This is a genomic window from Streptomyces liliifuscus (genome assembly GCF_016598615.1).
GTDB classification, from domain to species: Bacteria; Actinomycetota; Actinomycetes; order Streptomycetales; family Streptomycetaceae; genus Streptomyces; species Streptomyces liliifuscus.
In genome coordinates, this window is the sequence record NZ_CP066831.1 from 10430066 (window position 1) to 10443800 (window position 13735).

The 13735-nt window shown below is 70.1% G+C and carries 10 protein-coding genes; 5 read left to right on the forward strand and 5 right to left on the reverse strand.

Translation table 11 applies throughout. The annotated features are described in order from the left end of the window. Positions 1-77 precede the first annotated feature (77 nt). On the reverse strand, positions 78-1250 hold the full coding sequence (locus JEQ17_RS45500) for a PP2C family protein-serine/threonine phosphatase (RefSeq protein ID WP_200400799.1): 1173 nt from the start codon (positions 1248-1250) through the stop codon (positions 78-80). A gap of 196 nt (positions 1251-1446) precedes the next feature. Between JEQ17_RS45500 and JEQ17_RS45505 the strand changes: the two genes are divergently transcribed. Next, a complete protein-coding gene (locus tag JEQ17_RS45505; protein ID WP_234048618.1) occupies positions 1447-1878 on the forward strand; it encodes a MarR family winged helix-turn-helix transcriptional regulator in 432 nt (143 codons plus the stop codon). Positions 1879-2001: 123 nt separating this feature from the next. Here JEQ17_RS45505 and JEQ17_RS45510 read toward each other — a convergent pair whose 3' ends face one another. The 4 genes from JEQ17_RS45510 to JEQ17_RS45525 form a co-directional block, all read right to left on the reverse strand. After that, entirely contained in the window at positions 2002-2385 is a 384-nt protein-coding gene (locus JEQ17_RS45510) for an STAS domain-containing protein (protein WP_200400801.1), read from the reverse strand. A gap of 108 nt (positions 2386-2493) precedes the next feature. Then, positions 2494-4893, reverse strand: a complete 2400-nt coding sequence (locus JEQ17_RS45515; RefSeq protein WP_234048847.1) for a SpoIIE family protein phosphatase — start codon at positions 4891-4893, stop codon at positions 2494-2496. Positions 4894-4958: 65 nt separating this feature from the next. After that, positions 4959-8960, reverse strand: coding sequence for a HAMP domain-containing protein (locus tag JEQ17_RS45520; RefSeq protein ID WP_200400803.1), 4002 nt, complete (start codon positions 8958-8960; stop codon positions 4959-4961). A gap of 421 nt (positions 8961-9381) precedes the next feature. Next, the gene (locus JEQ17_RS45525) at positions 9382-10260 is read right to left on the reverse strand and encodes an RNA polymerase sigma factor SigF (RefSeq protein WP_200400804.1); all 879 of its coding nucleotides are present in this window, start codon (positions 10258-10260) and stop codon (positions 9382-9384) included. 405 nt (positions 10261-10665) lie between these two features. Between JEQ17_RS45525 and JEQ17_RS45530 the strand changes: the two genes are divergently transcribed. The 4 genes from JEQ17_RS45530 (at position 10666) to JEQ17_RS45545 (ending at position 13680) form a co-directional block, all read left to right on the forward strand. Further along, entirely contained in the window at positions 10666-11577 is a 912-nt protein-coding gene (locus tag JEQ17_RS45530; protein ID WP_200400805.1) for a SigB/SigF/SigG family RNA polymerase sigma factor, read from the forward strand. A 61-nt stretch (positions 11578-11638) separates the two neighbouring features. Beyond that, on the forward strand, positions 11639-11923 hold the full coding sequence (locus JEQ17_RS45535; protein WP_200400806.1) for a DUF5133 domain-containing protein: 285 nt from the start codon (positions 11639-11641) through the stop codon (positions 11921-11923). Between the two features lie 295 nt (positions 11924-12218). Continuing rightward, entirely contained in the window at positions 12219-13151 is a 933-nt protein-coding gene (locus JEQ17_RS45540; RefSeq protein ID WP_200400807.1) for a sensor histidine kinase, read from the forward strand. Between the two features lie 157 nt (positions 13152-13308). Next, positions 13309-13680 (forward strand): PRC-barrel domain containing protein, encoded by a 372-nt coding sequence (locus JEQ17_RS45545; protein ID WP_200400808.1) that lies wholly within the window; start codon positions 13309-13311, stop codon positions 13678-13680. The last annotated feature ends 55 nt before the right edge of the window (positions 13681-13735 follow it).

Sequence of the window (13735 nt, forward strand, 5' to 3'; positions counted from 1 at the left end):
CGATGTAAAGCTTGCCGGATGACAACTGTAGCCGCGGCGCCGTCCGGCACGACACCTCCTACCCTGTGGGCGCCCGCCTAGGGCGCCGGCTGCTTTCCGTGCCAGTCGAGACAGACCACCAACGCGTCGTCGTCCGGCTCGGATTCGCCGCGATGGCCCGTCAGTTCCCGCAGGACCGCCCCGGGCACCTCGGGGGCCGGCACCAGGCTCGTGGAGGTGACGGCCCGGGCCAGCGCCCGGTCGCCGTACCGCTCGCCGCCCGGTGCCGCGACCGCGTGGACCCCGTCGCTGACGAGGACGAGCCGGTCGCCGGGCTCGACGGTGAACTCCTGCGCCACATAGTCCGTTTCCTCGAACATGCCCAGCGGGAGCTGTTCCTCCATGTCCACGGTCGTGACGGACCTGTCGCGCAGGCGCAGCATCCGGGGTGAGCCCGCGTCGACGACCCGCAGGCGTCCGGTGGACAGTTCGAGGTCCAGCAGCAGCACGGACAGATGCGCGGCGCCGCGGTAGTGGGCGTACACCGCCTGGTCGGCGAGGGAAGCCTGGTCCGCGATGGGGATGCCCGCCCGCCGGGCGTTGCGCAGCGCGTTGATGCCGAGGCTGGTCAGCAGCGAGGCGTCGATGCCCTCGCCCATGCCGTTGGTGATGTAGAGCGTCAGCCGGTCGGCGGTGACGCACCAGTCGAAGTTGTCGCCGAACACGGCGTAAGCGGGCTCCAGTTGGGCGCCGAGGGTGAACTCGGGCCGGGCGCAGGCACGCGCGGGCAGCAGCTGCCACTGCATCTCCGCCGCCAGGGTTAGCCGGTCCCTGCGCCGCGCCAGCAGATAAAGGTCGGTGTCGCGATCGGCGACGACCACCTCGTGGCCCAGGACCTCGGCCACCTCGGCCAGTTCGGTCCGGCACTTCCCGGCCGCCTCGGCCGAGGGGAGGATGACGGACAGCACTCCGAGCCGGTCGCCGCGCACGGTGACCGGCAGATGAAGACGCACACTTCCACCGCCCTGGTGCTCCGTGTACGGTTCCTGCGCCCCGAAGGCCCTGCCCGCCGGGCTGTCGTGCACCGGCAGCGGGTCCACGGCGTGCTGTGCCGCGGACACGGGCTGCAGCAGGGTCAGTCCGTAGTCGGCGAGGAACAGTTCGGCGTCCTGCGCCCCGTACTGGTTGCACAGCACAGCGCGGACCGCGTCCAGCAGCTGGTGCGGTGCCGCGGAGCGCAGTGCGCGCTCGGCTGCCACGAATCTGTTCACGATGGTGGATATGCCATTCTCTCCGCGTCGGCGTCGGGTCCGTTTCGTCGGGTGCACGACGCCGACGGTCTGTTGTGTGGGTCGGTGATCGGGGGCCGGTCGCCCGAGGTGGCGGGCTGACAGCGTTCGGGAAGCCTGGGAGAGTGTCACCGTGACTTCCTCCTACGCGCGCCCGCGGCCCCAGGAGGTGGCGCGTGTGACCTCAGAGGCGGCGGAGCTGCTGGAAGTCCTGTGGGGGCGTGCCTCGACGGCTCCGGTATCGGCGTCCCAGCTGCGTGTGCTGTTCATCCTGGAACACCACGAGGGCATCAATCTGCGCACGCTCGCCGACGCCCTGGGTTCCTCGCCCCCCTCGACCAGCCGGCTCTGCGACCGCCTCCAGGCCGTGGGGTTCGTCGAGCGCAGACCCGGTGCCACCAGCCGCCGTGAACTGCGGCTGTACCTCAGCCGCCGCGGGCGTGCCTTCCTGGTCGATCTGCGCTCCCGCCGCGAGCGTGCTCTGCAGTCCGTGTTGGAGCACATGCCGGCCGCGCAACGGACCGCACTGCTGGAGGGCCTGGTCGCGTTCTGTGCCGCCGCGGCGCAGGAGATCCACGAGGACGACGTCACGGACGCCAGGACGGCCTGACCGCCTGGCGGCACCGGGACCCGTGTGCCCGTGCACGTAAGCCGCTCCGCGTGATTGTTCGTTGTCATCCACCGCCCCATCCCGGACCCCCTCCCCACGCCGCCGTACCGCTCGCGCTCCCGTTCAGAGCTCGGGCTCGTCCCGCGGCTTGTCCACGAGAGCGAGTGCTTCGTCGACGGTGTCCGACACCGGCACGGTGATGCTGACCCCGGTGAGGTCCAGGATCCGCCGCACGGCCGGCGGCGGACCGATGATGTGCACGCTCCCCGCGGACTCCCTGGTCTGCTGGTACGCCCTGATGATGATGTTCATGCCGGACGAGTCCATGAAGGGAACGGCCGAGAGATCGAGCAGGAAGTGCCGACGGCCGTGCTGGAACTGGTTCGCCAGATGATGCTGCAGCCCAGTCGCGGTGTCGATGTCCAGATGGCCCTCGACCGTGAGCAGGGCGACGCCCTCGCGAGGCAGTGCTACCTCGACGGACAGCGGGTTCTGGGCGATGGACACAGGTACCTCCCGAAGAGTTGACGGCTTGGGCCGGTTACCCCCCTGTGCCGATTCGATGCCCTCGGCGGCCTGCCGCGCGACGTGATCAGACTCTCGTCGGTGCCGCGGCTACGACACGCGGATACCGATGATGCAGGTGTCGTCGTCGGTGTCCGACCTGCTGTACGTGAGCAGCCGGTCCAGCTGCTGGTCGAGCGTGGACGGGGCGGCGCGGACCGTCGTCAGCAGCTGGGTCATGGACTCCTCCATCGAGCGGTCCCGGCGCTCGATCAGGCCGTCGGTGTACATCAACAGCGTGTCGTCGACGGCCAGTTGGATCTCGTCCTCCTCGTACGTCACCTGTGGCGCCGCGCCCAGCAGCAGCCCCTTGACCAGGGGCAGGGACACCGCCCCCGTGTCGCGTACCAGCACGGGCGGCAGATGACCGGCCCTGGCCCATCGCAACGTACGGTGCTCCGGGTCGTAGAGGCCGCAGACCGCGGTGGCGGTCACGGTGCCCGTCAGATGGTGCGCCACGCTGTTGAGCCATGTCAGCAGCTGGCCCGGACCCGCGCCCGTCACGGCCAGTCCCCGCAGCGCGTTCCGCAGGACGACCATGCTGGTCGCCGCCTCCATCCCGTGGCCGGCCACGTCACCCACGCACAGGAGCACGAGACCGGACGGCAGGACGACGGCGTCGTACCAGTCGCCGCCCACCAGATGTTCCGTCTCGGCCGGCCGGTAGCGGACCGCCACGTCGATTCCCGGCGCCCGCAACGGGTCCTGGGTCGGGGGCATGATGGCGTGCTGAAGCTGCAGCGTGAGGCGGCTGCGTTCGGTCGCCTGCTGCTCGGTGTGGGCGAGCTGGACACGGGTGGCGGCGAGCGCGACCTCCGTCCAGTGCTGGGCCGAGATGTCCTGGTAGGCCCCGCGTACGACGAACAGCCGGCCGTCGGCGTCGAGCACTGGCTCGGCCACCACACGGATGTGGCGCGTCACCTCGTCGGGACGCCGGAGCCGGAACGACGCGGACGCGGGCCGCCGGTGATGGAGCACGGTGCGCAGGAAGCGACGGATGGCGACGGCGTCGTCCGGGTGCGCGTGGACGGGCAGTTCCTCCAGCGGCACGGGCGAACTCGTCGGAGACCTGCCGTACAGGGTGAAGAGCTGGCCGTTCCAGGTGATCTCACCCGTGACCAGATTCTCCTCGAAGCCACCGATGCGGCCCAGGCGCTGTGCGTGCTGGAGGATGCTCGCCAGCCGTGCCGTCTCGTCCTCGATGCGCCAGATGAGGAGCACGCTGTTGGCGTGCCGGCTGATGCTGATGTCCGCCACGGCCGACAGCGGCACCTGGTCGACGAGAGCCGTGAGGTTCATGCGTTGAGCACGGAACGGCTCGCCCGTGGCGTAGACGCGCTCGATCCGCTGGAAGAGTTCGCTCTCCCCGGCGGCCAACGGGTAGGCCTCCAGCAGCATCGCGCCGTTGACCAGCCCGCGCGGCCGGCCCGCGGGATCGAGGAAACGGCTGTTGACGTGATGGATGTGGAAGTCGACGAGCTGCCCGCCGTCGAGATAGGGGACCAGGACCAGGGCGGGGTCGTGCAACCCGTCGGCCAGGTCCACCAGTTCGGTGGCGTCGGGCACGACCCGCGGCTCGCGAAGGGCCTCGTCGCCGTGCACGAAGGCGTACGTCTCCAGCGTGCGGGCGCACAGTTCCGCCAGGGCCTCGACCTGCCGCACCACCTGCGGCGGTTGCGGTTCCAGGCGGGAGGGCCAGACGATCTCCAGCGTCCCGTGGATGCGCCCTCCGGTGCCGGCCGGAATGGCGGCCCTTCCACCGTCGGGGTACTGGTGCTGCCCGATGGAGGGAAGACCGGTCTCGGCCAGCGATCCGATCCATTGCCCGGCACGCTCGGAGAGGCTGGTGCGCGCCACCGTCACCACGCCCGGGGGCACATGGTGCCAGCGCCCGGCCTCCGCCGGGGAGAACCCGGCACTGCCGGCCAGCGTCAGGGAACCGTCGGAGCGCACGGTCCAGATGGCCACGGCCACCGCGCCGAGCGGGGTCAGCGCGTGCTGCAGCAGGGAGTCGGCGACGGCCTGGGTGTCGGGGGCCGCCAGCGCACCGCTCTCCGCCTCCCGCATCCGTACGGCGGGGGAGTGAGCGTTCGACGACCCGTCGTCCGCGGCGGCGGTGGACTTCGCGGCGGTCAGGAAGGCATCGGCCACTTCCGAAAGGCGGTCGCGGGCGGCCTGGTTGATGACCTCGACGGCGAGTTCGAGTGTGCTCACCCCGGCCTGCTCGGTGAGTTCGGCGAGCTGGCGGGCGGCCTGGGCGGGCCCGCACCCGAGGCGCTCCACCAGGATGCCCTTGGCCAGTTCGATCAGGGCACGTCCGTCGGCCTCGACCTGGGCCGCACGCACCTCGCGGCGCAGACGTTCCACCGTGGCGGCGAGCCTGCCCACCGGATAGGTCGCGAGAAGTGCGGCCGAATCCTCGGGCGGTTCGTCCACCGAGTCCGCCGCCACCGAGTCCTCCGCCGCCTCGTCCGGCGACCGTTCCTCGGCCGGATCAGGACACTGCTCGGTGCGGGTCACGCCGGCAGCCACTGACGGACGCAGGCGATGAGGTCATTGGTGTCGACCGGTTTGGTGACGTAGTCGCTCGCCCCCGAGGCGAGACTCTTCTCCCGGTCGCCGGGCATCGCCTTCGCGGTGACGGCGATGATGGGAAGACCCGCGTACTGGGGCATCTTCCGGATCTCCGCCGTGGCCGTGTAGCCGTCCATCTCCGGCATCATCACGTCCATCAGGACGAGCGAGATGTCCGGGTGGTGGAGCAGCGTTTCGATGCCCTTGCGGCCGTTGTCCGCGTGCAGCACGTGGAACCCCTGGAGCTCCAGGATCCCGCTGAGCGCGAAGAGGTTGCGCGCGTCGTCGTCGACCACCAGGACCGTGCGGCCGAGGAACGCGTCCTCGACGGGGTGCGGTGTCTCGGGCTGCGGTTCCTCGGCGCGGGCCAGGGAGGGAACATCTCCCAGCTCCTCCGCGGAGAGATGCAGGGCGATGCGCTCACGCAGTTCGTCGAGGCTCGACAGGAACTCCAGGGCGCGCGTGCCCGAACGCGCCTGCAGCGCCTGTTCCTGTGCCAGATCCGCGCGATGACCGCTGTGGACGAGAACCGGAACGTTCGCGAGCGCGGAGTCGCCGTGCATGGCGTCCAGGAACCGGGTCGCCTCGCCGTCCGGCATGCCGAGTTCCAGCACCACGCAGTGGCACGGTCCCGCGGCCAGCGCGCTCGCCGCCTCCTGTGCCCCGACGGCGGTGATGACGTCGACCGTGCCGCGCGGATCACCGGTGTCCGGGCCATGGGCGACGTCCGCGACCGTGCTCTCGGCGACCAGGGTCAGCAGGCCGCGCTGCCGTTCCTCGACGACCAGCAGACGACGCCTGCGGCTCCGGGGCAGGGCGGCAGGTCCTGAGGGAGGCACGTGCTCCGCCGACTCCTCGGACGGAGCCGCGGTCAGGGCCTTCTCGGACGACCGGTCGCCGCTCAGGAGGTCCTCGAAGTCGGCGCGCGCCACGGGCAGGAACAGGGTGAACGTACTGCCCTGTCCGGGCGTGCTGGAGACGGTGACGGCACCGCCGAGCAGGTGCGCGATCTCCCGGGTGATGGACAGACCGAGGCCGGTGCCGCCGTACTTGCGGCTCGTCGTGCCGTCCGCCTGCTGGAAGGCTCCGAAGATCGTCTCCAGATGCTGCTCCGGGATCCCGACCCCCGTGTCCCGCACCCGGAACGCCACGATGGTGCCGCCCCGGACCACGCCGTCGGGCACCTCGTCGTCGGCCGCCGGTTCGATCCGCAGCTCGACACCGCCCTGCTCGGTGAACTTGACCGCGTTCGACAGCAGGTTGCGCAGCACCTGACGCAACCGGGAGTCGTCGGTGAGGAGGTCGCCGGGCGCCCCGGGCGCTGTGCGCACGGTGAAGTTCAGGCTCTTCTGCGTCGTCATCGGCCGGAAGGTCGCCTCGACGTACTCGAGAAGCTGCCGCAACGGGACGCGCTCGGGAGCGAGTTCCATCTTCCCGGCCTCGACCTTCGACAGATCGAGGATGTCGTTGATCAACTGCAGCAGGTCCGATCCCGCGGAGTGGATGATGCCCGCGTACTCGACCTGCTTGGGGGTGAGGTTTCGTGAGGGGTTCTGCGCCAGGAGCTGGGCGAGGATGAGCAGACTGTTCAGCGGGGTCCGCAGCTCGTGGCTCATGTTCGCCAGGAACTCCGACTTGTACTTGGAGGCCAGCGACAACTGCTGGGCGCGGGTCTCCAGTTCCTGTCGGGCCTGTTCGATCTGCAGGTTCTTCGCCTCGATGTCACGGTTCTGCGCGACCAGCAGTGAGGCCTTCTCCTCCAGTTCCTCGTTCGAGCGCTGCAGTTCGTCCTGCTGGACCTGCAACTCCTCGGAACGGGCCTGCAGTTCGGTGGTCAGCCGCTGGGACTCGTCCAGCAGCTCGTCGGTCCGCGCGTTGGCCACGATGGTGTTGACGTTGACGCCGATGGTCTCCATCAGTTGGCCCAGGAAGTCCTGGTGGATCTGCGTGAAGGGGGTGACCGAGGCCAGCTCGATGACTCCGAGCACCTGGTCCTCGACCGTGATGGGCAGTACCACCAGGGCGGTCGGCACCGTCCGGCCGAGCCCCGAGGAGATGGTCACGTATCCCGGCGGCAGCTCGTCCACGGAGATGGTGCGGCGGCTGCGCGCGGCCTGACCGACCAGCGAGCGGCCGAAGGGGATCCGGACCGGACGCCCGTCGTCGTCGGGCCATCCATAGGAGCCGACGAGCCGCAGCTCGTGACCGCGCCCGGCCTCCTCGGCGAGGTAGAACGCGCCGTACTGGGCCGACGCCAGGGGCGCGAGCTCGTCCATGATCAGCTCGGCCACCACGGACAGGTCCCGGTGACCCTGCATCAGGCCGGAGACCCGCGCGAGGTTGGTCTTGAGCCAGTCCTGCTCCTGGTTGGCCCGGGTCGTCTCGCGCAGGGACTCGACCATCGAGTTGATGTTGTCCTTGAGTTCGGCGACCTCGCCGGACGCCTCGACGGTGATCGAGCGCGTCAGATCGCCCTCGGCGACGGCGCTGGTGACCTCGGCGATCGCGCGCACCTGCCGGGTCAGGTTGCCCGCGAGCTCGTTGACGTTCTCCGTCAGACGCTTCCAGGTGCCGGAGACACCCTCCACCTCGGCCTGGCCGCCGAGCCGTCCCTCGCTGCCGACCTCACGGGCCACCCGCGTCACCTCGGCGGCGAACGCGGAGAGCTGGTCGACCATCGTGTTGATCGTCGTCTTGAGTTCCAGGATCTCGCCCCGGGCGTCCACGTCGATCTTCTTGGACAGATCGCCCTTGGCCACCGCCGTCGTCACCAGCGCGATGTTGCGCACCTGGCCGGTGAGGTTGTTCGCCATGGAGTTGACGTTCTCGGTGAGGTCCTTCCACGTGCCCGCCACGTTAGGCACCTGGGCCTGGCCGCCCAGGCGGCCCTCGGTGCCGACCTCGCGGGCCACCCGGGTCACCTCGTCGGCGAAGGCGGACAGGGTGTCGACCATGGTGTTGATGACGTCCGCCAGGGCCGCGACCTCGCCCTTGGCCTCGACCGTGATCTTCTGGGACAGGTCGCCGCGGGCCACGGCGGTGGCGACCTGGGCGATCGAGCGGACCTGGCCCGTCAGGTTGGACGCCATCACGTTGACGTTGTCGGTGAGGTCCTTCCAGGTGCCCGAGACACCGCGGACCGTGGCCTGCCCGCCGAGGTTGCCGGCCGTGCCGACCTCGCGGGCCACGCGGGTCACCTCGTCGGCGAACGCGGAGAGCTGGTCGACCATCGTGTTGATGGTCTCCTTGAGCGCGAGGATCTCGCCCCGGGCGTCGACGGTGATCTTCTGCGAGAGATCGCCCCTGGCCACGGCGGTCGCCACCTGGGCCACGTTGCGGACCTGGGCGGTCAGGTTGCTCGCCATGAAGTTCACGGAGTCGGTCAGGTCGCGCCAGGTGCCCTTGACGCCCTTGACGTCCGCCTGGCCGCCGAGCCGCCCCTCGGTGCCGACCTCGCGGGCCACGCGGGTGACTTCGTCGGCGAACGCGGAGAGCTGGTCGACCATCGTGTTGATGGTGTTCTTGAGCTCCAGGATCTCGCCGCGGGCCGGCACGTCGATCTTCTGGGAGAGGTCACCCTTGGCGACCGCCGTCGCCACCTGGGCGATGTCACGGACCTGGGTGGTCAGATTGCCCGCCATCGCGTTGACCGAGTCGGTGAGATCGGCCCAGGTCCCGGAGACACCCGGCACTTCCGCCTGTCCACCGAGCGTCCCCTCGGTACCCACCTCGCGCGCGACACGCGTCACTTCGGAGGTGAATACGGACAACTGGTCGACCATGCCGTTGAAGACGGTGGCGATGTCGCCCAGCAGGCCCCCGCCGTCGTCCGGCAGACGTGTGCCGAAGTCTCCGTCCCGTACCGCGGTCAGTCCGGCCAGGAGCCGGCGCAGCTCCGGCTCGCCCGGTGTGCTGCCGACGGGGTCGGTCGTCTGGCTGGTCATGCGCACCCTCGTTCCGTTCAAGACAAAGAGTCCCGTGAAAGGGGGGACTCGGAACTTCAGGCCCACTGCCGGACCCCTCCTCGCCGACGCGGACCCGTGAACTCGGGGCCGCCCGTTGAGGAAGTACGCCGCAGGCTAACCCGAAGGTCATGCCGTGAACAAAGGTCGAGCCAGATTGAGACGGGGGTTGATACGGGGGAGTGTGATCTTCCCTGGGAAGCGCTTCCGGGGCCCCGCACGACGAAGCGCCGGCGGGGCCCCGCACGACGAAGCGCCGGCGGGGCCCCGCACGACGAAGCGCCGGCGGGGCCCCGCACGACGGAGCCCGCCGTCCCGCCGTCGCGAGGTGGAAACGCTCGCGGGAGCGGAAGGGCGGGCTCGACGGCCGGCTGTGGGATCAGGCGGTCGGCGGGACGGCGGCTCAGGCCACGGAGGGATCGAGCAGACCGGCGCGCAGCCGCTTGATGATGCGGCTGATCAGTCGCGAGACATGCATCTGGGAGATGCCGATGACCTCGCCGATCTCCGCCTGGGTCCGCTCCTCGACGAACCGCAGATGGATGATGAGGCGCTCGCGCTCGTCGAGTTCGGCGATGAGGGGGGTCAGGGAGTGGAGGTCGTCCACGAGCTCCAGCGCCCGGTCGTCCTCGCCGATGAAGTCGGCCAGGACGGTCTCGCCCTGCGAGTCGCCGTCGGAGGTGAGGGCCGCGTCGAGCGATGAGGAGTTGTAGCAGTTCGCGGCCTTGCGGGCCTCGATGACCTCTTCCTCGGGCAGCGACATCAGCTGCGAGAGCTCGGCGGTCGTGGGCGTACGGCCGAGACGCGTCCGCAGTTCCTCCGTGGCCTTCGCCAGCTCGACCCGGGCCTCCTGCAGACGACGCGGCACATGGACGGCCCAGCTCGTGTCGCGGAAGAACCGCTTGATCTCGCCGACGATGTAGGGGACGGCGAAGGACGTGAACTCCACCTCGCGGGTCAGCTCGAACCGGTCGATCGCCTTGATCAGCCCTATGGTGCCGACCTGGACGATGTCCTCCATCGAGTCGCCCCGGCCGCGGAACCGGGAGGCCGCGTACCGGACGAGGGACAGGTTCATCTCGATCAGGGTGTTGCGCGCGTACTGGTATTCGCGGGTGCCTTCCTCCAGCACGGCCAGGCGGTCGAAGAACTGTCGGGACAGATCGCGGGCGTCCTTCGGCTTGATCAGCGACGGTTCGTCGATGAGAGGGAGTGCCGTCTCGTCGACCGCCTGCGTCCGCTGTGCCGTGGCCGTTGCTTCGCCTGCCGTCACGGCTGTCATGCCGTCCACCCCACTCGTCGCCGCTGATGTGTCAAAGCCCGCATGCCCTGCTTCGCGCCGCTCACTCCCCTCGCAGGGTAAGAGAAAGCGGTCGCCTGGAGGATCTGGCCGGAAGTCGCCGCTTTCTTCCCCTTCTTGAGGGGAGTTTCTGGCGGGCCCCGACCATGGGCGAGGCCTGGCCGGAGCCGTGGCGGGGCGAGGATCCCGCCGCCACGGCGTGTGGTCGATTTCGAGAAAGCGGTGTTTCTCCCCGGGAAGCACGGGCAAGCGGAATTTCGTGCTTCGGACCGGAGGCACGTCCGTAGGAGCGAGTAGGTGTGAGCTCCGGGGGCCTCCGGGCGGCTCGGGCGACACCACTCCTCCTGCGGCATTCCCCCGCAAGCCAATGTTCAGGAGCGAATCCACATGCCTAGCGATTTGTCTACAAATCGACCTGACAAGCCCGTGAGCACGGAGACGGCCGTCCGGCCGGACTCATCCGCCCTGCCGGCCGCCCACGCGAAGCATTCGCACGACGACGCTCCTGATGCCGCGGCCGCGTTCGCCCGGCTCGCCGAACTGGAGGACGGGCCCGAGCGGGACGCCGTACGCGACGAACTGGTGACCGTATGGCTGCCCATGGCGCACCGGATCGCCGGCCGCTTCCGCGACCGGGGCGAGTCCGTCGAGGACCTGCGCCAGGTCGCGGCCATGGGGCTGGTGAAGGCGGTCGACCGGTACGACCCCTCTCGCGGGGCGTTCGAGAGTTACGCCGTGCCCACCATCACCGGTGAGGTGAAGCGGCACTTCCGGGACCGGATGTGGGCGCTGCGAGTGCCCCGCCGGGTCCAGGAACTGCGCAACAAGGTGCGGTTGGCCCGACGGGATCTCACGTTGAATCCCGGATCCCCGGAGCCCACGATGGCCGAGATCGCGGCGCACACCGGGCTGACGGAGGACGAGGTCGGCGCGGGGATGGAGGCGATGGAGAGCTTCAGCACGCTCTCCCTGGACGCCGAACTCGCCTCCGCGGAGGACAACTACAGCCTCGCGGACACCCTGGGCGCCGTCGATTCCTCGTACGAGCTGGTCGTCGACCGGGAAGCGGCCAGGGAAGGGCTGCGCCGGCTGCCCGAACGCGAGCGGGCCATCCTGTACATGCGCTTCTTCGAGGACATGACGCAGACGCGCATCGCCGATGTGCTCGGGATCTCCCAGATGCACGTCTCACGTCTCATCAGCCGCAGCTGCGCGCGTGTCCGGGACGAGGCGATGGGCGGGCAGCAGCAGCCGCCGGCCGGTCGCCCCGACGCCGACGGACGCACCAGGGCCGCGTGACGCGGAAAGCCGAGGAGGCCGAAGAGGCCGGACAGGCCGAGGAGGCCGAGGAGTGAGCCCGATGCTGATGCCCCATCCCGCGACCCTGCGCAGGCTCGTGGACGAGTACGAGGCGCTGATCGACCCCGAGGACGAGGGCGTCGCCGTGGCGAAACCGGACCAGCGGGTGCAGGACCTCGCGTACACGCTCTGTGTGTCGACCGGCACGCGCGACGTGAGGCGTGCCCTGGAAAGGGCGCGCCGCCATCTCTCGGCCGTCCGGCAGCCCGTGGCGCCGATGGCTCAACGGCCTCCCGTCACGGGCGGTACCGAGGTGCGTGACGGCGGAGAGACAGTCACCAGGTGAACCCCGCGGGCCGGGCGCGCAGTCGTGCGACCGGCCCGCGCGGTGCGCGGCGACGACTCGGACACGTTTATGGAACGCCAGTGCGACGGCGTATTGTGGCCCCCCGGGGTGGCACCGGTGGACCAGATGGGCAGCACGGACAGATCGTCGTCCGTGTCGAGGTCCTGCAGTGGTGGGTCGCCCCGGCCGAGTCGGCCGACGGCCGGCTTCGTGTCCGGAGCCCATACGACCCGGGCCGGGCCGTGGCGGATTGCCCAGACCTCCTGGCCCCTACCCCGAAGACTGGTGGGGCGGTATGACGACGGCGACAGAGGACGCCCCCTTCGTCCATCCCGCGCTCTTCTACCGCGGTGACCAGGAGTACGTGGCCGGGACGGTGCCCTTCCTCCTGGCGGGACTCGCCGCGTCGGAGCCCGTCGCGGTGGCCGCCCCCGTCCCGCGGCTGGAACTGATCGCGGCGGCGCTGGGAGCCGCGGCCGAGGCCGTGCACTTCGTCGACATGACCAGGGCGGGCCGGAATCCGGGCCGCATCATCCCGTCGGTCCTGCGGGCCTTCGCCGACGCCCGGCGCGGCGGCCACGTGCGCATCATCGGGGAACCGATCTGGTCCGGCCGCAGCGCCACGGAGTATCCCGCCTGCGTCCAGCACGAGGCCCTGATCAACACGGCGTTCCGTGGGCGGGACGTGACCATCCTCTGTCCGTACGACGCCCGGTCGCTGCCGGACGACGTCCTCGCCGACGCCCACGCCACGCACCCTCTGCTCATCACCGCGGGCCATCAGTCGGCCAGCGGCGCCTACGACCCGGTGAAGGTGCTCGACCGCTACAACGAACCGCTGCGGTGTCCACCCGGGGCGGCGACGTTCCGGTTCGACGCCGAAGCCCTGCCGGTCACCCGGGACTTCGCCCTCCAGGAGGCACGGGAGCGTGGGATGGGGGCCGTCCGTCTCCAGGATCTGGCGCTGGTCGTGGCGGAGCTGACCACGAACAGCGTGGTGCACGCCGACGGCAGGGGAACGCTGCGTCTGTGGGCGGAGAGCGAGCAGATCGTCTGTGAGGTCCAGGACACCGGCCGGCTGACCGACCCCCTCGTGGGCCGCCGTCCGGCACCCCCCGACCAACTCGGCGGCCGGGGGCTGCTCCTCGTTCACCACCTGTCGGACCTGGTCCGCGTGCACACCGATGAGCACGGCACCACGATCCGCAGCTACGTGGGGCGCGCGTAAAGCACGCGGGAAGGCCCTTTCGGCGAAATCGTTGCGAATGCCAGTCCGTCGGCAGGGTATTTGCTGCCCGTGGAGCATGACGGGCGGCGGATGTCCGGCCGCGGTGCTCCACCCGGGCTCACCCGGGAAGGAACGCACACGGGACGGAAGGAGCGGCGTGGTCACCGACAGAATCTGGTCGTACGCAGGGGACAGCGGGCACACGGAGGGGCAGCGGCTCACGGGGTTCACGGTGGTGGCGTCCGACGGCACGATCGGGCGTGTGGACCGGCAGGCCGACGACTCGGGCCTGCGCCATCTGATCGTCGACACCGGAGTCTGGCTGTTCGGCAGCAGCGTGCTGATACCCGTGGGAGTCGTCACCACCGTCGACGCCGAGGCCCAGGAGGTCAGGGTGGCGTGCACCGAGGAGGAGATAAAGGCCGCGCCGCGCTTCAAGACCGATCGCGAAACGCTGGACCCCGAGTACCTCGCCGGTGTCGGCGACTACTACCGGAGTCTGCCTCCACGACGGGCGACCACACCCTGACCCGGCACGACGGTCGGGGGATTCGCACCCATGGTCGTGCGCTCAGTGGGAATAC

What these genes read in the sequence shown, in the direction of transcription:
- JEQ17_RS45520 (WP_200400803.1), bottom strand. Translation starts at nt 8,960, where the DNA reads ATGACCAGCCAGACGACCGACCCCGTCGGCAGCACACCGGGCGAGCCG.
- JEQ17_RS45525 (WP_200400804.1), bottom strand. Translation starts at nt 10,260, where the DNA reads ATGACAGCCGTGACGGCAGGCGAAGCAACGGCCACGGCACAGCGGACG.
- JEQ17_RS45530 (WP_200400805.1), top strand. Translation starts at nt 10,666, where the DNA reads ATGCCTAGCGATTTGTCTACAAATCGACCTGACAAGCCCGTGAGCACG.
- JEQ17_RS45535 (WP_200400806.1), top strand. Translation starts at nt 11,639, where the DNA reads ATGCTGATGCCCCATCCCGCGACCCTGCGCAGGCTCGTGGACGAGTAC.
- JEQ17_RS45540 (WP_200400807.1), top strand. Translation starts at nt 12,219, where the DNA reads ATGACGACGGCGACAGAGGACGCCCCCTTCGTCCATCCCGCGCTCTTC.